The sequence below is a fragment of the Panacibacter ginsenosidivorans genome, from assembly GCF_007971225.1.
Lineage (GTDB): Bacteria > Bacteroidota > Bacteroidia > Chitinophagales > Chitinophagaceae > Panacibacter > Panacibacter ginsenosidivorans.
Genome location: NZ_CP042435.1, coordinates 1,852,822 through 1,872,332, shown reverse-complemented (window position 1 = coordinate 1,872,332; position 19,511 = coordinate 1,852,822). Strand labels below are relative to the sequence as shown.

The window sequence follows — 19,511 nt, the reverse complement described above, 5'->3', positions numbered from 1 at the left end:
CCTGACACGGTACAAGGCTACAAAATTTAAACGTCATGCGTCACGGAGACAAAATCAACAACCTGGGTCGTAAGAAAGCACACAGGGAAGCATTACTGGCAAACTTAGCCAGCCAGTTAATAGTGCACAAGCGTATTGTAACTACATTGGCAAAAGCAAAAGCTTTACGCACTTATGTAGAACCGCTGATCACTAAAACAAAGAAAACAGGAAGTCCAGAGCAAATCATGCACCAGCACAGGGTTGTGTTTAGCTACCTTGGCGATAAAATAGCAGTAAAAGAATTGTTTACTGTAGTAGCGCCAAAAATTGCAAGCCGCCCCGGTGGATATTCAAGAATTTTAAAGCTTGGTATTCGTCCCGGTGATAATGCTGAATTGGCAATGATCGAACTGGTTGACTTTAATGATGTTTACGGTAAAGGTGTTGAAAAAGCTACTGAAGCTACCAAGAAAACACGTCGTAGCCGTGGTGGTGCAAAAAAAGCAGATGCTCCAAAAGCTGAAGCTGCTGCACCGGTTGAAGAAGCATCACCTGCAATTGTTGAAGAACCTAAAACAGAAGAAAAAGCCGCTGAATAATGAAGCAGTTTTAAAAATACAAAAGGCAAGATCGTTTACCGGTTTTGCCTTTTTTGTTGCACGTTATTTTTGGAAGATATTTTTTATGAGCCATAATGTAAAATAGATATTAAGCTTTCGTTGCGTCGCACTCTTCAACACCTTGTTCATTAATGAACAGGACGTACAAGTGAGTGACACAACAGGTGGACGCTACCTGCACAATGGCTTGTAACACAAAAGGAAAAATAGTGTGACAAACTTTTTATCCATATTTAGAAATCATATTCTTTTTTTGCAAACTGAAACAAGAAAATAAATAATGCCGAATTCACAACAACCTGCCGTTTTATTGTTAGCTGATGGAAATGTATTTCATGGTAAAGCATTTGGAAAGATTGGCACCACTACCGGGGAAATATGTTTTAATACCGGCATGACAGGCTACCAGGAAGTTTTTACAGACCCCAGTTACTCAGGCCAGATACTGATCATGAACAATGTGCACGTAGGTAACTACGGTGTAAAAGACGCCGATACAGAAAGTAATGGTGTAAAGATTCGTGGCCTTATTGGCAGAAACCTTGAAGATAAATTCTCCCGCTACCAGGCGACAGACAGTCTTGATGCTTATCTTAAGGCAAATGATATTGTTTCTATTGAAGCAATAGATACAAGAGCCTTGGTATCACACATACGCACCAAAGGTGCTATGAACTGTATTATATCTTCTGAGATATCAGATATAGAACAGTTAAAAGCTGAACTTGCCAAGGTGCCGGATATGGACGGCCTTGAGCTTGCCAGCCTTGTAAGCACAAAAGAAGAGTACGAAGTGGGAGATACTGATGCGTCTATAAAAATTGCGGTGCTTGATTTTGGTGTAAAAAGAAACATCATTACCTGTCTGGCAGCACGTGGTGCATATGTAAGGGTACATCCTGCAAAAACGTCCACCAGCAGGTTGAAAGAATTTAACCCCGATGGTTATTTTATCTCCAACGGCCCCGGAGATCCCGCTGCCATGCCTTATGCAGTGGAAACATTGAAAGAAATTCTGAAAGAAAATAAACCGTTGTTTGGAATTTGTCTTGGTCACCAGTTGCTGGCTTTAGCAAATGATATTCCAACTTTCAAAATGCATCATGGTCACCGTGGATTGAACCACCCGGTGAAAAATATTATCACCGGTCAGTGTGAGATCACTACGCAGAATCATGGCTTTGGTGTGTTGCCCGAAGCAGTGAGAAATCATCCAAATGTTGAGATCACACACGTTAATCTTAATGATAACAGTATTGAAGGTATTCGTTTGAAAGATAAGCCAGCGTTTAGTGTACAGTATCACCCGGAAAGCACACCGGGTCCGCATGACAGCCGTTATTTGTTTGATGATTTCATCAACATGATTAAAGCGAACTAGTTTTCGTACTAAGCTGCGGTAATGCTATTAAGTGTTGTTGCGTCGCACTCTTCAACGCTTTTATCTTTGCTGAGCAAAGAACAAAAACGTACAAGTGTTCAAATTTGCTGCTTCGACACGCAAATTGCTCAACAGAAGTTAAATAGTAGTAATAAAAGTTAAGTTCATAAATAAATTTAAAGCCATCTTTTTGATGGCTTTTTTTATTACCAAATCTTTAAAAGCTATTCCGGTATTTTTGCCACATACAATGTTGCCACAAGCACTTATAAAAAGTTTGCAAAATGTAAAAGGCTTTGATGAAGAAGCTTTTAAAAAAGTGCATGCATCTGGTATGCAGGTTACCAGCGTGCGTTTAAACCCTGATAAAAAGGTCAATGGTGAATGGTCAATGTTTAATGAAGAACCAGTTCCATGGTGCAGGTATGGGAAATATTTAACAGAGCGTCCATCATTTACATTTGACCCTTTATTTCATGGTGGTGCGTATTATGTGCAGGAAGCAAGCAGTATGTTTTTGTGGCATGTATTGCAACAGGCCGTAGGTGCTGAAACAACAGGTTTGAAAGTGCTCGATCTTTGTGCAGCACCCGGTGGCAAGAGTACATTGCTGGCGTCTTATTTCAAAGATGGATTACTTGTGTCGAATGAAGTAATTAAATCAAGAGCCAATATTCTTGTTGAAAATATTACAAAATGGGGTAATGATAATGTGATTGTTACGAACAATGACCCAAAAGATTTTTCTTCTCTTGAAAATTATTTTGATGTAATAGTTGTTGATGCTCCATGCAGCGGCAGTGGCTTATTCAGAAAAGATCCTGACGCAATTAATGAATGGAGTGAAGCGAATGTGGCACTCTGTAGCCATCGCCAGCAAAGGATCCTGGCGGATATATATCCTGCCCTGAAAAAAGATGGGATATTAATTTACTCAACTTGTTCCTATTCGAAAGAAGAAGATGAAGATATACTTAACTGGATGAGCGGAGAGTTTAATGTTTCCGGGGTAAAGTTAAAAATTGAAGATGAGTGGAGCATTGTTGAAACAATTACGTCAAAAAAAAATTATGGTTATCGCTTCTATCCGGATAAAGTAAAAGGGGAAGGTTTTTTTATTGCTGCATTTAAAAAAAATGATGGCTATGGGAATGATTTTAAACCACTATCTATACCATCCATTTCAAAAAATGAAAATGCATTGATCAAAGAATGGATTAAAAATGACCAATCACTTTTCTTTTTCAAACAGGCTGACAACATTATTGCTATTCCGCAACAATGGAAAAATGATCTTGCTTTACTGCAAAAGAGTTTATACTTACGTAAAGCCGGCATTACAATTGGTTCACTAAAAGGTAAAGATGTGATTCCGGATCATGAACTGGCATTAAGCTTGCTGATGAATGACCGGGTTCCGGTTGTATATGTCAGTAAAGAACAAGCTTTGCAATATTTAAAGCGGAAAGAGTTTATTATTGAGGACTCTGTTAAAGGTTGGGCATTGGTTAATTACTGTGGAATAAACCTCGGCTGGATGAAAGTTTTGCACAACCGCATCAATAATTATTACCCCGTGAACTGGAGAATTTTAAAAGACTAATTTTACCTGCATTGAAAATCTGTTCATACATGAAAAAGATATTCTTATTACTCTTTACATGCGCATTGTTTTTAAATGTTTCTCTTTTTGCACAAAATGTAAAATATACGTTACATACACTGGCACAAGGTGAAACACTTTCAATGCTTGCAGAAAAATATAAAACTACAGTCGGTGATATCATGCGATTGAATGGAATGCATGCAGATACCAAACTTGCTGTCGGGCAAAAAATTAAAATACCTGCAAGTGGTCAGACTGTTGTACGCGGTGGTACGACAAAAGAAGTACCGCCTGTTCCAACTAAAGCAAAACCTCCAGTAGTTAAAGATTCACCACCCCTCACACAGACACCGGCAGCAACCACAAAATCAAAGAGCTTATCTAAAGAATTAACGCACATTGTTGAGCCCAAAGAAACAATGTACAGTATCAGTAAAAAGTATGGTATTACAGTTGAGCAACTGCAAAAATGGAATTACAAAAAAGATAATAATCTTGAAACAGGAGAGGTGCTTGCAGTTAGTGTTGATGGTATACCTGATGCAATAGCCAAAAGAAAGACAATGGAAGAGTCAAAAGCTATTGCTGCTGTTCCCGATCAAACACCGCCATTGATAGTCAACGAACCGGTCAATGTCGATAAAACGGCTACAGAAAAATCTGCAGCAGATATAAGTGCCAAAGAAAATAAAGCTGTTGAAGAAAAGAAACCAGCAGCATATATAATTACAGAACAAAAACAACGACCAACTATAAATGCTGCTGCTGATGGCAGTGATAATTTCTTTGCAAAGAATTTTGGGGATCAGGCATCCGGCAGATCAACTGCTAATAAAAGTGGCACTGCCATGATATTTAAAACTGCCAGTGGCTGGAGTGACAAAAAATATTATATACTGATGAATGATGCGCCATCGGGTTCTATCGTAAAGATCAGCGCACCAAACGGAAATATTGTTTACGCAAAAGTGCTTTGGAAACTGGATGACATGAAAGAAAACAAAGGGCTTCAATTTCGTATAAGCGAAGCTGCCGCTGCTGCATTAAATGTGCAAGACGATAAATTTCCTTTAACTATTCAATACTATCAATAAATCCAATTATGAAATATCTATTTTTAGTTTTAATGAATGTAGTGCTGTTCTCCTGTTCATCTACAGCACAGCAAACAAATACAGATGTGGATGTTTCCACATTTCAGCAACATCTGGCAAAAGAAAATGTGCAGGTGCTCGATGTAAGAACTGCAGGCGAATATCAGGGCGGTCATATAAAAAATGCTATGCTTGCAGACTGGATGAACCCTGAACAATTCAAAGACCGGGTGCAATACCTTGATAAATCAAAACCCGTATTGGTGTATTGCGCATCGGGAGGCCGTAGTGGTAAAGCTGCACAGTGGTTAGCACAAAATGGATTCACAACAGTTGAAAATCTTAAAGGTGGTTTTACTCAATGGAAGATCGAGAATAAACCCGTGGAAGGCGCTTCAAATACGCCCCAGATCACTGATGCCGATTATAAAACTTATACTACTTCATCAAATGTTGTCTTGATAGATTTTGGTGCAGAGTGGTGCCCGCCCTGCAGAAAAATGGAACCTGTTATTAATGAATTGCAATCAACAGCAAAAGATAAATTCAAGATTGTAAGAGTGGATGGTGGAATAAATACTAATGTAATGCAACAGCAAAATGTAACCGCGTTGCCAACTTTTATTATCTATAAAAATGGCAAAGAAGTCTGGCGCAAACAAGGTGTTATAGAAAAGAGTGAATTGCTTGAGCAATTAAATAATTAATTTTTTGAGCCGAGCTTTTTTACATTTTGCATCTCCTGTTGCGTCGCACACTTATACTTTTGAATTTACTTTAGCAATATTATATAATGTTGAATAAAAAACAGGACGTACAAGTGAGTGACACAACAAAAGCATAATTGTAATGCTACAGCCGGTCACAAAAAAAGCCTGCATCACCTGCAAGCCTTTATATACTTAATACTACTTTATTTACTTTACACATTAACTACTTCCACTGAGTGCTTTATCAATCAACTCTTCCATTTGTGATAACTTGCTGATCGTTTCTTCTAATTGAAAATGCTGACCACCATTTTTTGATTGCTCTGTAGTAAACCAAATAAGCACCATTGATATAAAATCCTGCATGTCTTTACCTGCAAATGTGCCACGGAATTCAATGATCTTTTCGTTAATGAGCTTTACAGACCTGCGTAATGTTTCTTCGTCTTCCGGCTCTATCTTTAAACGGTAAGTACGGTCGCCAATAATAACATTTACGGGTATCAATGCTTCCATATTTATTCATTTATAAGTGTCAGGCATTTCTCTATTTCGGCAAGATACATGTCGATCCTTTTTCTCAATTCCTGTTTTTCTTTTTCATCAAGCGCATTGGCACTTAATTTAAAAACATCCATTTGCTGTTGCATCTTTGTTACTGTTTCTTTTTTTTCCTCAACAGATGTTTTGAGTGCAAGAATTTCTTTTTGTAAAGCCGCATTCTGTTTTTGCAACAACTGGTTTTGCTTCAGCAATTGCTGAAGTTTGGTGTACAGATTTTTTACTTGTAATTCCAGTTGTTCCATGGTAATTATTTTCTAATTACGGCGTTCAATTCTTTTTCGCACGCCTGCATTATTTTTTGCATCATGTTATCGGTCTCTTTATCAATAAGTGTTTTTTCTTCGTCAAGAAAAGTAAAATTAATAGCTAATGATTTTTTATCTGCACCCAATTTATCACTTTCAAATACATCGAATAATTTTATTTCCTGCAATTTTGAAAGGTTCAGTTTCTTTATCACTTTTTCTATCTCTGCAAATGTTATGGCTTTTTCAACCACCAGTGCAATATCTCTTTGTACTGCCGGGAATTTTGATACTTCTTTATAAACGATCTTTTGTTTTTCAATTAAGTTTATGAGTGGCGCATAATAAAAGTCAATAAAATATACCGGCTGTTTTATATCAAACCCCTGCAGGTAATTATTACTTACTTCAGCAATCGTGCCGAGGATGTTATTTTTTATTTTTAAATTATGCTTCCTTCCATAATAAATGCTCGTAGGTTCTTCCAGTTGCATTCCTGAAAGACCACATAATCTGCATAAAGCAAAGGCAATGCCCTTTGCTGTAAAGAAATCCGGTGCCATGCTGTTTTTTCGCCAGTTGTCATTATCATTATTACCGGTAATGAAAACTGAAAAATGTTCTTCTTCTTTATACACGCCAACATTTTCTGAGAAATAAATTTTTCCAAATTCAAAGAAACGCAGGTTGTTATTTTTACGGTTGATATTATATGCAATTGATTCAAGCCCGGTCTCCAGCATGGATGGACGCAACACATCAAGATCAGCACTTAAATTATTGACCATTTTCACGGTAGTTGCTGCAACTTCTTCATTGTAATATTTACTGTTCGTAATTGAATTGGTCAATATTTCATGGAAGCCTAAGCCAACAAGATAATCAGCCATTTTCTCCTTTAGTCTTTCTGTATAAACGGTGCCTTCATTAGAAGGCGTTAAGTAAATACCTTTTGGTATTTCAATATTGTCGAGGCCATCTATGCGGATAATTTCTTCCACAATATCTGCGGGTAAGCTTATATCAGGCTTGCTGAAAGGTACCGCTACGCGAATCTCGTCCATGCCTTCTTTTACAATTTCAAAGCCGAGGCTTTCAAGGATATTTTTGATAGAATCCTGGTGATAATTTTTACCACTCAGTTTTTTCAAATAATGATACTTAATGGCAACCTGTACTTTATCTTTTTTATCAGGATAAACATCAACGACATCACTTGCAATTTCACCACCTGCAATTTCTTTGATAAGCAGTGCAGCACGTTTCAAAACATTTACTGTATTGGAAATATCAACACCCTTCTCAAAACGTGTAGCAGCATCTGTGCGCAATCCATGTTGCACAGATGTTCTTCTGATGTTTACAGGATTGAACCAGGCACTCTCCAGAAAAATATTTTTCGTAGCTTCTTTTACGCCGCTTTTTATACCACCAAAAACACCGCCGATACACATGCCTTCCACTTCATTACAGATCATTAGATCATCTGCTGTTAGTACGCGATCCTTATCATCCAATGTTTTAAAAATGGTGCCGGCCGGCAGGTTCTTTACAATGATCTTAGAACCGGTTATGGCGTCTGCATCAAAAGCGTGCAATGGCTGGCCAGTTTCATGCAATACATAATTGGTAATATCGACAATGTTACTGATGGGTCTTAATCCGATCGCTTTCAGTTTATTTTGCAACCATTCAGGAGATGGTTTTATAGTCACATTTTTTATGCTTACACCGGCATAGCGTTGGCACGCTTCTGTGTTTTCAATAGTTACTTTTATGGGCAGGTCATTATTATCCGGTTTAAAAGCATTTACAAATGGTGTAACCGGTTTTGTTTTCTTCCTGTTGTGGTGAGAAAGATAAGCGCATACATCTTTGGCAACACCCATATGGCTCATTGCATCCATCCTGTTAGGTGTAAGGCCGATCTCGAAAATGTGATCTGTATAAATGCCGAAGTAATCGCTGGCTGCGGTGCCCACTTTTACAGTTTCGGACAAAACCATAATACCTGCATGACTTTCACCAATACCAATCTCATCTTCAGCGCAGATCATACCATGGCTTTCAACGCCGCGGATCTTTGCTACTTTCATAGTAAGCGGTTCACCTGATATTGGGTGTATAGTTGTGCCAACCTTTGCTACAATTACTTTCTGTCCCGCGGCCACATTGGGCGCACCACAAACAATCTGCAATGGTTCACCGTTACCAACAGTTACTTTGGTTACAGAAAGTTTATCTGCACCGGGATGTTTTTCGCACTCCAGTACCTGGCCAATCACCAATCCTTTCAGACCACCTTTTATGTTTTCGTATGTTTCAAGGCTTTCTACCTCAAGTCCAATGGATGTAAGTATCCTTGATAATCTTTCCGGTTCAATCTTTTCGGGCAGGTATTCACTCAGCCAGTTATAAGAGATCGTCATGTAGCTATGCTATTTATAATGGCTGCAAATATAATTCATGCCTGCAAGCTTGGCGGCATAAAAGCTTTCCTGTGTATATTTTAGTGTTGGAATTATTTTGAGCCCGGCTGTATTTCAATAATTAAACTCCTGTTGCGTCGCACTCTTCAACTTTTATGGCAAGATGGGGCAATAATATGAAAATCATTTTTACTGGATGCCCAAAGTTCAAAAGTAAAAGAGTGCGACGCAAGGAACGCCGGGTTATTTATTTTGCCGGCAACACCATTGAGTTTATTTCCTGATAGCTATTAATTTATTTATGTAGCCAACTGAGCCATTTTTTTGGCGATATGATCCATAACTTCTTTGAGCTCTTTTTCCGGGCTAAAATCAATTATTTTAAGATCTTTTTTTACAATGGCAGTATGCCCCGGAGGCATATAGAAGGTATCTCCTGTCGTTAGCCTTTCTTCTGCTCCTGTATCGTATTTTATCAATATCTCACCTTCAACTATATAACCCCAATGGGGACATTGGCAACTATTATTTTTTAACCCCTCCAATAACGGAGAAATATCTGTGCCTGCAGGAAGTTCATTAAAGGCAACAGTCATTCCTCCATATCCGGAAAATGCTCTCATTATTGTACCTGGAGATTCCATTATCATCGGTATTTCTTCTTTTTTGATTTTCATACTATTTATTTTTTATTGCCAATGAACAATGAATGTTTTATAGTCAACTATTGTTCGTCAATTCGTTAAAGGTTATCAGGCCATAGCAGGTGCCTCCACCATTTGCGGTTTAATGTTTTGATTGACCCTGAATAAATTGCCCGGATCATACTTGGCTTTTATTGCAGCCAGTCTTTTGTAATTATCGCCGTAAGTAGCTTTTATCCTGTCTTCGCCTTCGTCCATCATAAAGTTTACATAGGCACCGCCTGCGGAGAAAGGATGCAATGCGTTCCAGTAATCTCTTGCCCAGCTAATGATCTTGTCTTTGTTTGCAGTGTCTGAATCGATACCAACTATTACAACAGCATAATTGGCATCGCGGTAATTCCATGCAGTATCACTTTTACCAACACGGCTTGCTGCGCCATTTACCGGATACATATGCATGCTGGAAAGCGGCGTTGGCATTTCGTTTCCGAATTTTGCATGAATATCAATAGACACTTCATGAAGATCTTTTACAAAATCCGCTTTCCAATACCACATCAACCCCGGCGGATAAAGTCCGTCAAACATGGTTTGTAAGGCAGGCACAGGCAACGGCCCAACAAAATCCAAAGCCGGTGTTTTATAAGCACGGATTGGTTTAAATACTTCTTCTGCTTTGTCAAGATCGCCGGTGTAGCACCAAACAACACCGCACATTTTTTTCATGTGTAAATGTTCCGGGAATGGGGGGAATGGCGGGACAGTAAGAAATGCAAAAAAACCATTGATATTATCAGGAGCAGTTGTAATAAGATTATTGTACCATGTCATCATTTCTTTCGAATCTTCAATATTCCAAAGCATTGGTCCGCCATAGATAGTGGCTGTTGGTTGTAACTGGAAAGTGAATGAAACAACCACACCAAAGTTTCCACCGCCACCACGCAAAGCCCAGAAAAGATCAGGGTTTTCGTTAGCCGATGCGGTTACCTGGTTGCCATTTGCCAGTACTACTTGTGCTTCCAAAAGATTATCGATTGAAAGTCCGTATTGGCGTGTCATATGCCCTAGTCCGCCACCAAGTGTAAGTCCTGACACACCAGTTGTTCCAAATATGCCCGATGGAACAGACATGCCTACCTCATGTGTGGCCGCATCTAATTCTTTTAATAAAACACCACCTTGTACACGTACTGTTTTAGTTGCTGTATCAATTTTGATATCTTTCATATGGGAAAGATCAATCACCAACGCATCGTCTGCAATGCCCAGCCCGCCTGCATTATGCCCGCCTCCTCTTATCGAGAGAAGTACATTGTTTTCTTTTGCAAAATTTATACAGGTCTTTACGTCTTCTACATCAGTGCATTGCGCAATCATGGCCGGATGTTTATCAATCATGCCATTATACACTTTGCGTAGGGTATCATAATCTGCATCATTGGGCAGCACCAGTTTACCGTGTAAACTGTTTTTGAGAGCGTTAATTAATTCGTTTGTCATACGGGAAGTATTTAGTTTAAGTGAGTAATTAAAGTGCAGTTAAAACTGTTTTGTGTTGTTGTAGGTAAATTGTTCTGAAAGTTTCAAACTGTCTGAAGAGTAAGCCCGGATTTGTTTTTGCCGTTTTCTTTAGCTTATATAAGTATGGTACAAAATTATATTTGCAGATAGCAGTATGTTAGCAATAGCTGTTCAAAGAGTAACAATATTTGTTCAGTAATTATATCAGGCAATATCAGTTTTGATAAACAAAGAAGGCGTACAACCAAATTTTTCGGCAAAACATTTGGTAAAATAGGAAGAGCTGTTGAATCCGCTCTCATAGGCTATTTCAGCTATGTTAGATCTTTTTTGTTTTAATAAAGTAAGCGCTTTATCCATTCGCAGGTCACGTATAAAATCAATCGGGGAGCGGCCTGTAAGAGACATAACTTTCCGGTACAACTGTGGTCGGCTCACACAAACCTCATTGCTGAGTCTGTTAAGATCGAATTGCTGGTCGGCTAATTTTGCTTCGGCTATACTTATAAGGGTTGAAACAAATTCTTCTTCTTTTTCATTTAGAAATTTCAGTGAAGATTTTTTTGTTAAAAGTTCTTCATTCCTGCAAAGCTTTTTTACAAGAGAAGAAATAAGTATCTGATTATCCTGTACCGTTACGCTGAGACGGTGTGCAAGCTTTATAGCTTCTTTAAAAAAATCACCATTTTGTGTTACAGGCTGCGAGGCACTGATACCGATCTTAAAAATAATTTCCGGTTGTTTTTGTTCAAAATGTATAAGCTCCTGCTGAATTTGTAATGCGCATTGTATAGCATGAGTGGCATTATGAAAAACACCAATAAGACTGTCGTCTTTTTCCCACCCAAGTTCTCTGCCGTTAAATGCAGGAATATTTTGCATAATAATTTTTCTTGCCCAATCCGGTCTCTGTAATTGAGAAAGATCAGTTAAACCATAAGCCCTGGTTTTGCCATATACAGAAGCGATCAAAATATTCCTGTAGCCAAGATCTTCAGAACCGTCATTATTTTTTACATGTCCGTTATCAACAGTGTGTTCTTTCCCCATTAACTTTTCATAGAAGCCTATTTCTACTTCTGTAAGTGCACAGGCAAGATTACCATGTGCCATTTGATGTACTCGTTCACAGGTTTCTTTGTCCGGGCCTTCTACCAGGCAAAACACAGAACCATTTTCCTGGTTTACCCAAAACTGGTGATATTTTACACCGTATTTATCCTGTATAGCTTCATCTGCCATATGAGCTTTTTTTACATCATCAATGGTTACATTGGCGATTTTATGAAAGTCCATGTAGATAGGCATAGTGCAGATATTTAAACGCAGGCTTATAAAGTTAGTAATTTCCGGATGGTATAGAAATAGTAAGAGTTTTTTAGCTAAAATTTATTTTGCACCAAACTGTAACGGTTTATGGAGCGACTGTTGCGTCGACTCTTGTACTGTTGAATGTGAATCGTCAATGAAAAACACCATTTGACCTCACGATTCACTTTTTACAACTGATGAATAAAGTTCCGAACGCAAAAGTGAGTGACACAACAGGCGATGCTACGAAGTGCCAAAGCTTGTAATATAAGATTACATTATTATGACTTTTATTTCTGGTCGTCAAAACCATCCATCAGTTCTCTTTCGATTTCTTCCATTTGCACAATATCCCACGCTTCGCTTTCTGTTGGTGTAATATTCATTATTTCAAGTAGTTCCATTTGCTCAAGTTTTTCCGATACAGCAGGTTGCATTTCGCAAATAACAAAAGAAGTGTTACTTTCATAAAACGATTGCTGCAGCGTCATAAGATTTGTAGCAGCGGCTTCATCCAATGAAACCACTTCCTTCATGTTGAGCACTACGTTCTTTATGTCGGTTTGCAGACAATTAGTTGCAGTTTGATTGAGTTCTGCTGTTAAATTGTCAGACAAATGAAACTGCAGGGGTGTAATAACCGTAAATTTCTCTTTGGTATCAATTTTGAAATTCATATACCTTTATTAATACATTAACAGGCTGTGCATAACTGCACCATAACATAGCTCAAATTTATTTGTTATAATTGTACAAACACAACTAAATGGATAACAACTTTTCAGCGCAGGTAAAAGAGATCATTTCGTTCAGCAGGGAGGAGGCACTGCGGCTGGGAAATGATTTCATAGGGACCGAACATTTGTTGTTGGGTCTCATTAGAGAAGGAGAGAATATGGCCATAAAAATTCTGAAGCAATTGAACGTGGATCTTTATGAATTGCGCAAAGAAGTTGAACTGGCTGTAAAAGACAAGACAGGAAAAAATATTGCCAACATTAACAGTCTTCCGTTAACGAAACAGGCAGAGAAAGTAATAAGGGTTACTGTGTTAGAAGCAAAAGCTTTGAAGAGTCCGCTGGTAGAAACAGAACACCTGATGCTTTCTATTTTAAAGAACAAAGAAAATATTGCTACACAAATACTCGGACAATTTGATGTAGACTATGATATTTTCAGAAACGAATTAGGTATGGTAAGAAGCAATGAAACTCGCAGCGAGTATACAGAAGATGACAATGATGATTTTGATGAAGAAAAGAAAAGTTATTCTCAGCAATCGAAAGGCAAGCAGGCTGGTGCTGCAAAAAGCAAAACACCTGTGCTTGATAATTTTGGAAGAGATATAACAAGGCTTGCAGAATCAGGATCACTTGACCCGATTGTAGGAAGAGAAGCAGAGATAGAACGAGTGTCTCAGATACTTTCAAGAAGAAAGAAAAATAATCCTATTCTTATTGGCGAACCCGGAGTTGGTAAAACAGCAATCGTAGAAGGTTTGGCATTGCGTATCGTTCAGCGCAAAGTGAGCCGTGTATTATTTGATAAGAGAGTGATTAGCCTTGATCTTGCCGCATTGGTTGCAGGTACAAAGTATCGCGGCCAGTTTGAAGAGCGTATGAAAGCCATCATGAATGAACTGGAAAAAAATCGTGATGTGATCTTGTTCATTGATGAAATTCATACGATTGTTGGTGCAGGTGGCGCCAGTGGTTCTCTTGACGCAAGCAATATATTTAAACCGGCATTGGCACGTGGTGAACTGCAATGCATTGGTGCGTCTACATTGGATGAGTACCGTATGTATATTGAAAAAGATGGCGCATTGGACCGTCGTTTCCAGAAAGTATTGGTAGAGCCACCAACAGTGGATGAAACCATACAGATATTAAACAACATCAAATCTAAATACGAAGATTACCACAACGTAATTTATAACGATGAAGCAATTGATGCCTGCGTAAAACTGAGTGATCGCTACATGACGGATCGCCTGTTACCAGACAAAGCTATTGATGTTTTAGATGAAGTGGGTGCAAGAGTGCATTTGAAAAATATCAACGTTCCCCAGAATATCATTGAGCTTGAAAAACAGATCGAGGATATTAAGCAGGAAAAAAACAAAGTAGTAAAAAGCCAGCGTTTTGAAGAAGCCGCAGCATTGCGTGATACAGAAAAACGTTTAGGCGAAGAGCTTGAAAAAGCAAAGAACAACTGGGAAGAAGAAAGCAAACACAAACGCTATCCCATAGATGAAGAAGCTATTGCAGAAGTAGTAAGCATGATGACCGGTATTCCTGTAAAACGTATGGTGCAGGCAGAAACAGAGAAGCTGCGTAAGATGAGTGATGACATGCGTGGAATGGTTGTTGGACAGGATGAAGCAATCAGTAAAGTGGTGAAGGCAATTCAGCGTAACCGCGTTGGGTTGAAAGATCCAAAGAAGCCAATTGGTACATTTATTTTTCTTGGCCCAACTGGTGTTGGTAAAACAGAGTTGGCAAGAGCATTGGCAAGATATATGTTCGACAGTGAAGATGCATTGATAAGAATGGACATGAGTGAATACATGGAAAAATTCACTGTGAGCCGATTAATTGGTGCGCCTCCGGGATATGTTGGTTATGAAGAAGGTGGTCAATTAACAGAAAAAGTTCGCCGCAAACCCTACAGCGTAATCCTGTTGGATGAAATTGAAAAAGCGCATCCAGATATTTACAACATCTTGTTGCAGGTGCTTGATGATGGTCAGTTAACGGATGGTCTTGGCCGCAAGGTTAATTTCAAAAATACCCTGATCATCATGACATCAAATATTGGTGTACGACAGTTAAAGGATTTTGGTGATGGTGTTGGTTTTGCAACAGCGGCACGTGTACAAAACCAGGATGAGAACAACAAAGCAGTAATTGAAAAAGCGTTGAAGCGCACTTTCTCGCCTGAGTTCCTGAACCGTGTGGATGATGTGGTGATATTCAACTCACTGGATAAGACACATATCTTCGACATTATAGATATACTGATGCGTGGTGTGTTGAAACGCCTTGCCAACCTTGGTTTCAGTCTTGAGCTTACACCGGATGCTAAAGATTTTCTTGCAGAGAAAGGTTACGATTCGCAGTTTGGCGCAAGGCCATTGCATCGTGCCATTCAGAAATATCTTGAAGATCCTTTGGCAGAAGAAATTCTTAACCTGAACATAAAGAACGGCGACATCCTTATTGCTGATGCTGATAAAGAAAACAGCAAACTGAAGTTTAGTTTTAAGAAGAAAGAAGAAGAAGCGAGTGTATAAATAAATATTTTTTATGAGTAAGGTCATCATGCAAATGGTGACCTTTTTTATTTTTATGAGCTGAGCAGTTGAAATGCTATTAAGCTTTTGTTGCGTCGCACACTTGTACACAAGATTATAAATCAGCATTGATGTTAAGGTTACACTATTTACTTTTGCAACAAGCTTATGATTGAAAAGAAAAATAGCACAATTACATTTCGAATAGTTTTTCCGTTTTTGGCTTTAATAGTTCTTGTCATTTTGTTCTAATAAAAACCTCGAATGACAACTCTTCTGAAGAAGAGTATTTTAAAAATTTAGACTTAAAATTAACTGGCATAATAAAATATATAGGCACCCGCAGTAGTTCTAATGGCTTTGGAGTGGTTGGTGTAAAGGTTTTATCATCAAACAAAAGTTATGTTGATGAACGAAAGCAAAGAAAAAATTATTACTGCTTAGTCAAAGAAGACAATGCAGAATTATACCAAATGATTTACGATAGCGACGTAAATAAAGTGGGAGACACAATTTTAGTTGACACTAAAGAGATGATATTTAGCATAAATAAAAATGAGAGCACCCGAACATTTCCTTTGAAGCTTTACGACAATGAATTTTTTTGGGATTTTGTTGAAAAAAATTATCAAAAATTTTAGTTGATTAAACACTGATTTTATTAATCTATTGTTGAAAACCTTTTGCATGTCAAGAACACTGCTCCCCAAACATCCAATCGTACAAGTGAGTGACACAACAACCGATGCCATGAAATACTAAAGCGTGTAACAAAAATATTTTTCTATTTCCCCATCCACTTTTTAAAGTCCGTAACTTTTTCGCGGCTTACAATTGTTTCTTTATCTACGGTTGGTTTAAGCTGCAGCAAAAGGCGATTGCCAAAATAGTCGTGTATCTGATCGATACTGGCAACGGAAATATAGAAGGAGCGGCTGATGCGGAAATAGCGCTGCGGATCAAGCATGTCTTCGAGTTCATCCATGGTATAATCAACAACAAATTTGCGGTTGTCGAATGTTTTGAAAAAGTTTAAACGTCCATCGCTGAAGAAGTATGCAATATCATCTGTTTCGATAGACACAAGTTTTTGCCCGTGCTTTACAAGAAATCTTTTTCTGTAATCTTTTGGTTGTAATTTCTGTTGCAATTCTTTTACCAGTGCATCCATATTCAGTTCGGTTTTTTCTGTTGGTTTATAGATGCCCGTCATGTTTTTGAATTTGTCAAGTGCTGCACTTAACTCTTCTTTCTGCACAGGCTTTAGTAAATAATCTATGCTGTTTACTTTAAAAGCTTTTAGCGCAAACTCATCATAAGAAGTAGTGAATATTACTGCGCTTTTTACTTTTGTTCTGCTGAATATTTCAAAGCTTTGCCCGTCTGATAATTCAATGTCCATCAATATAAGATCCGGAGCAGGGTTACCTTCAAGCCAGTTAACGGTGCTCTGTATGCTTTCTGTAACAGCAATTACTTCTGCAACAGGGTCTACTTCTGCCAGTGTTTTCTTTATTTTTTTTGCTGCCAGTTCTTCATCTTCTACTATCAGGATTTTCATACTACATGTTTTATTGGTTTGGAGATAAATTGATTGCATTTTGTTGAGCAAAGGCCATTTGTTTATCGGCTGTATGGTTCCAGATAAGCGGCAATATCACGGTAAAATTTTTTGGGTCTTCTAATACTTTAAAACCTGTTTGCTGCAGTAATTCATATTTTAGTTTAATATTGGAAAGACCCACTTTATTTGAGTGGACATTTGCAGGTTTGCATTGCAGGTTATTATTTATTGCCAGCTTATTGCCGGGCATACTGAAAATATCTATAGAAAGTGGTTGCTGTTTTGAAACGATATTATGTTTTACCGCATTTTCTACCAACAACTGAAGTGTTAATGAGGGTAAGAGGTAATTGTAATACTTTTTGTCCACTTCTATTTGCAATTGTATGCAATCGCCATGTCTTGTTTTAAGCAATTCAAAGTATGAGTTGATAAAATTAAGTTCGTTCTGAAGCGTTGATAAGCCGTCCTCATTATTGCGCAGCAGGTAGCGATATACTTTACTGAGGTCATTTAAAAAAACTTCGGCCTGTTTAGGATCTTCTGTAATTAATGACGAGAGGGTATTAAAACAATTGAAGAGAAAATGCGGATTTACCTGGCTTTTTAGTGTTTCAAATTCATATTGTAATGACAGCTGTTCTATTTGTTCTTTTTCAGCAAGGCTTTCTTTCCATTTGGTAATAGTGTACTCTGCTTCCCATGCTGTAGTAGCGATAAGCGTTAATGCTACTGCTGCAAGAATAGATATCTGCAGGTTATGTGCGTCAAAAACATACCCAAGAAAATGAAACCTATCGTAGCCGTAAAAAAGCGCTGCAAACGTTAAGGAAGTAAGCGCAACATGAGTAAAAAATAAAAGCACTAACCGGTACACCGCTTGTTTCATCAGCGGGAACCAGATACGGTAGAGGTGCATGGCCACAATATGAAAATACCATGATATAAATCCCTGTGCATAAATAACCGGAAAAGAATACAACCAAATATATACATCGTGCCATATGCGCTCACCAAAAAGCAAATAGTTAAGCGTTGCATCAATAAAAGGCATTAATGCAAAATAAGTTATCCATTCGATCTTTGTTGGCCGCCACGGGTTCATGTTATTGTTATTGCTTCTTTTGCCGGTATTAATGGCACTGTTATCAATTGGTATTCGCCGGTATCTTTAACTATGATATACTTGTTACACAACAACCTGAATTTTTTTGACAGGTTCTGAATACCACTTCTGTCTGCAAGGCTGTCTGTAATCTTACGCTGCACATTATTTTTTATCTGCAGCCAGCCATTATCTGTCACTGACAATTCAATCTTTAATGGTTGCTCTTTGCTTATTGCATTCATATTAAATGCAGATTCGAGCAGTATCTGTAGTGTAAGTGGTGGCAATTGTTTTTCATTATGAAAGGAGTTGATGTTTATTTCCATATCAAGCCCTTCTCCATGTCTTGCTTTTAACAAATAGAAATATGATCTGGTAAACTGTAATTCTGTTTCAAGGGTTACAAGTTGTTCGTCACTATTCTTTAACAGGTAACGATATACCTTACTCATCTCATCTAAAAATTTTTCTGCCTGCTGCGGTTGCTCCTGTATAAGACAGGATAAAGAATTGAGACTATTAAAAAGAAAATGCGGATTAAGCTGGCTCTTCAATCCCAGTAACCTGCTTTGCATATATTCCGTTTTCAATGACTCTGTTTCTGTAATTGTTTTCTTCCATTTTTCAAAATTGGCCACACCCTCATGCAGCAGTGTTATAAAAATATTTACGATCACACCAGACATTAACACCCATTTCAATCTTGCATCGTCAGTAAATGGTTCTATTAAAGTAATACGGCTAAATAGCCAGAAAATAATCGTAAGCGTAAGTGCCGTTATAATAATGAACAATAATATTGCAATGCTTAATCTTTTTAGAATGTCTTTGTCATCAGGAAAACGGTTGCGCAGTGTGACGGCAATCCATGTAAGTAATTGCCAGGAAACAGTAAGAATAATGGCTGCAAATAATGTTGCTAACATAAAAACACCAAAAGAACTAAAATAGCCACTACCCAGCAGTATCGTATTTACCAAAAAAACAAACAAAGGCATTGCTATAGCAATGATAAGCCAGTCTTTTTGTGTGTATTGCGGCAACTTCATAAATATATTCGGGCATATGCCTTTATGCAATTTACAGAAGACGTTATAATTATTTGGCCATACAGCAAATGAATTGACACAGTATCAGATGAATTGTACTAATTACTGTACAGGTTGTAACAGGAATTGTATGGATTGGGCACCCGGCATTTATAATGCTATCAGACTTTCGTTGCGTCGCACTCTTGTACTGCCGTAATTATTTTGAGCGATGATAGGGTTCAATATATGTATTGCCTTACCAAAAGATCATCATTTTTCTGAAACCTGAAGTGTGCGACGCAACAGGCGGTGATAATAGTTTTGTTGACGGGCTTATAAAAATTTAAAAGCGTGTTGCATCAACCATTGAACTTTTAATTGTAATGCATATCTTGTCCCG

General features: G+C 38.0%; 16 protein-coding genes. 6 read left to right on the top strand and 10 right to left on the bottom strand.

Annotation, left to right across the window (positions count from 1 at the left end; genetic code table 11):
• Positions 1-35: 35 nt before the first annotated feature.
• The 5 genes from rplQ to FRZ67_RS07730 all read left to right on the top strand — a co-directional run bounded on the left by rplQ (position 36) and on the right by FRZ67_RS07730 (position 5,390).
• A complete protein-coding gene (gene rplQ, locus FRZ67_RS07750; protein ID WP_147189000.1) occupies positions 36-581 on the top strand; it encodes a 50S ribosomal protein L17 in 546 nt (181 codons plus the stop codon).
• Positions 582-882: 301 nt separating this feature from the next.
• Positions 883-1,983: a glutamine-hydrolyzing carbamoyl-phosphate synthase small subunit gene (gene carA / locus FRZ67_RS07745; protein WP_147188999.1), complete on the top strand. Its 1,101-nt coding sequence runs from the start codon at positions 883-885 to the stop codon at positions 1,981-1,983.
• Between the two features lie 193 nt (positions 1,984-2,176).
• A complete protein-coding gene (locus FRZ67_RS07740; RefSeq protein ID WP_225975541.1) occupies positions 2,177-3,586 on the top strand; it encodes a methyltransferase RsmF C-terminal domain-like protein in 1,410 nt (469 codons plus the stop codon).
• Positions 3,587-3,615: 29 nt separating this feature from the next.
• Complete coding sequence (locus FRZ67_RS07735) at positions 3,616-4,683, top strand: LysM peptidoglycan-binding domain-containing protein (RefSeq protein ID WP_147188998.1); 1,068 nt, start codon at positions 3,616-3,618, stop codon at positions 4,681-4,683.
• A gap of 8 nt (positions 4,684-4,691) precedes the next feature.
• Entirely contained in the window at positions 4,692-5,390 is a 699-nt protein-coding gene (locus FRZ67_RS07730; RefSeq protein WP_147188997.1) for a thioredoxin domain-containing protein, read from the top strand.
• A gap of 222 nt (positions 5,391-5,612) precedes the next feature.
• Here FRZ67_RS07730 and FRZ67_RS07725 read toward each other — a convergent pair whose 3' ends face one another.
• From FRZ67_RS07725 to FRZ67_RS07695, 7 genes are all read right to left on the bottom strand, one after another.
• On the bottom strand, positions 5,613-5,909 hold the full coding sequence (locus tag FRZ67_RS07725) for a cell division protein ZapA (RefSeq protein ID WP_147188996.1): 297 nt from the start codon (positions 5,907-5,909) through the stop codon (positions 5,613-5,615).
• 2 nt (positions 5,910-5,911) lie between these two features.
• Positions 5,912-6,199 carry a hypothetical protein gene (locus FRZ67_RS07720; RefSeq protein ID WP_147188995.1) on the bottom strand — a complete coding sequence of 96 codons (288 nt, stop codon included), beginning with the start codon at positions 6,197-6,199 and terminating at the stop codon, positions 5,912-5,914.
• 5 nt (positions 6,200-6,204) lie between these two features.
• Positions 6,205-8,631, bottom strand: a complete 2,427-nt coding sequence (gene pheT, locus FRZ67_RS07715; RefSeq protein WP_147188994.1) for a phenylalanine--tRNA ligase subunit beta — start codon at positions 8,629-8,631, stop codon at positions 6,205-6,207.
• A gap of 299 nt (positions 8,632-8,930) precedes the next feature.
• A complete protein-coding gene (locus FRZ67_RS07710; RefSeq protein WP_147188993.1) occupies positions 8,931-9,308 on the bottom strand; it encodes a cupin domain-containing protein in 378 nt (125 codons plus the stop codon).
• Between the two features lie 75 nt (positions 9,309-9,383).
• Positions 9,384-10,781 carry an FAD-binding oxidoreductase gene (locus FRZ67_RS07705; RefSeq protein WP_147188992.1) on the bottom strand — a complete coding sequence of 466 codons (1,398 nt, stop codon included), beginning with the start codon at positions 10,779-10,781 and terminating at the stop codon, positions 9,384-9,386.
• Between the two features lie 225 nt (positions 10,782-11,006).
• Positions 11,007-12,110 carry a nickel-binding protein gene (locus FRZ67_RS07700; protein ID WP_147188991.1) on the bottom strand — a complete coding sequence of 368 codons (1,104 nt, stop codon included), beginning with the start codon at positions 12,108-12,110 and terminating at the stop codon, positions 11,007-11,009.
• Between the two features lie 293 nt (positions 12,111-12,403).
• Positions 12,404-12,790, bottom strand: a complete 387-nt coding sequence (locus FRZ67_RS07695) for an STAS domain-containing protein (protein WP_147188990.1) — start codon at positions 12,788-12,790, stop codon at positions 12,404-12,406.
• Positions 12,791-12,879: 89 nt separating this feature from the next.
• Between FRZ67_RS07695 and FRZ67_RS07690 the strand changes: the two genes are divergently transcribed.
• Complete coding sequence (locus FRZ67_RS07690) at positions 12,880-15,408, top strand: ATP-dependent Clp protease ATP-binding subunit (protein WP_147188989.1); 2,529 nt, start codon at positions 12,880-12,882, stop codon at positions 15,406-15,408.
• Between the two features lie 784 nt (positions 15,409-16,192).
• Here the strand turns inward: FRZ67_RS07690 and FRZ67_RS07685 are convergent.
• Genes FRZ67_RS07685 through FRZ67_RS07675 form a run of 3 tightly spaced genes read right to left on the bottom strand, consistent with a single transcriptional unit; the run spans position 16,193 to position 19,129 of the window.
• Positions 16,193-16,969, bottom strand: a complete 777-nt coding sequence (locus FRZ67_RS07685; RefSeq protein WP_147188988.1) for a LytR/AlgR family response regulator transcription factor — start codon at positions 16,967-16,969, stop codon at positions 16,193-16,195.
• 10 nt (positions 16,970-16,979) lie between these two features.
• Positions 16,980-18,077, bottom strand: a complete 1,098-nt coding sequence (locus tag FRZ67_RS07680; RefSeq protein ID WP_147188987.1) for a sensor histidine kinase — start codon at positions 18,075-18,077, stop codon at positions 16,980-16,982.
• A complete protein-coding gene (locus tag FRZ67_RS07675) occupies positions 18,074-19,129 on the bottom strand; it encodes a sensor histidine kinase (RefSeq protein ID WP_147188986.1) in 1,056 nt (351 codons plus the stop codon). The genes FRZ67_RS07680 and FRZ67_RS07675 overlap by 4 nt, the downstream gene beginning before the upstream one ends.
• Positions 19,130-19,511: the final 382 nt, after the last annotated feature.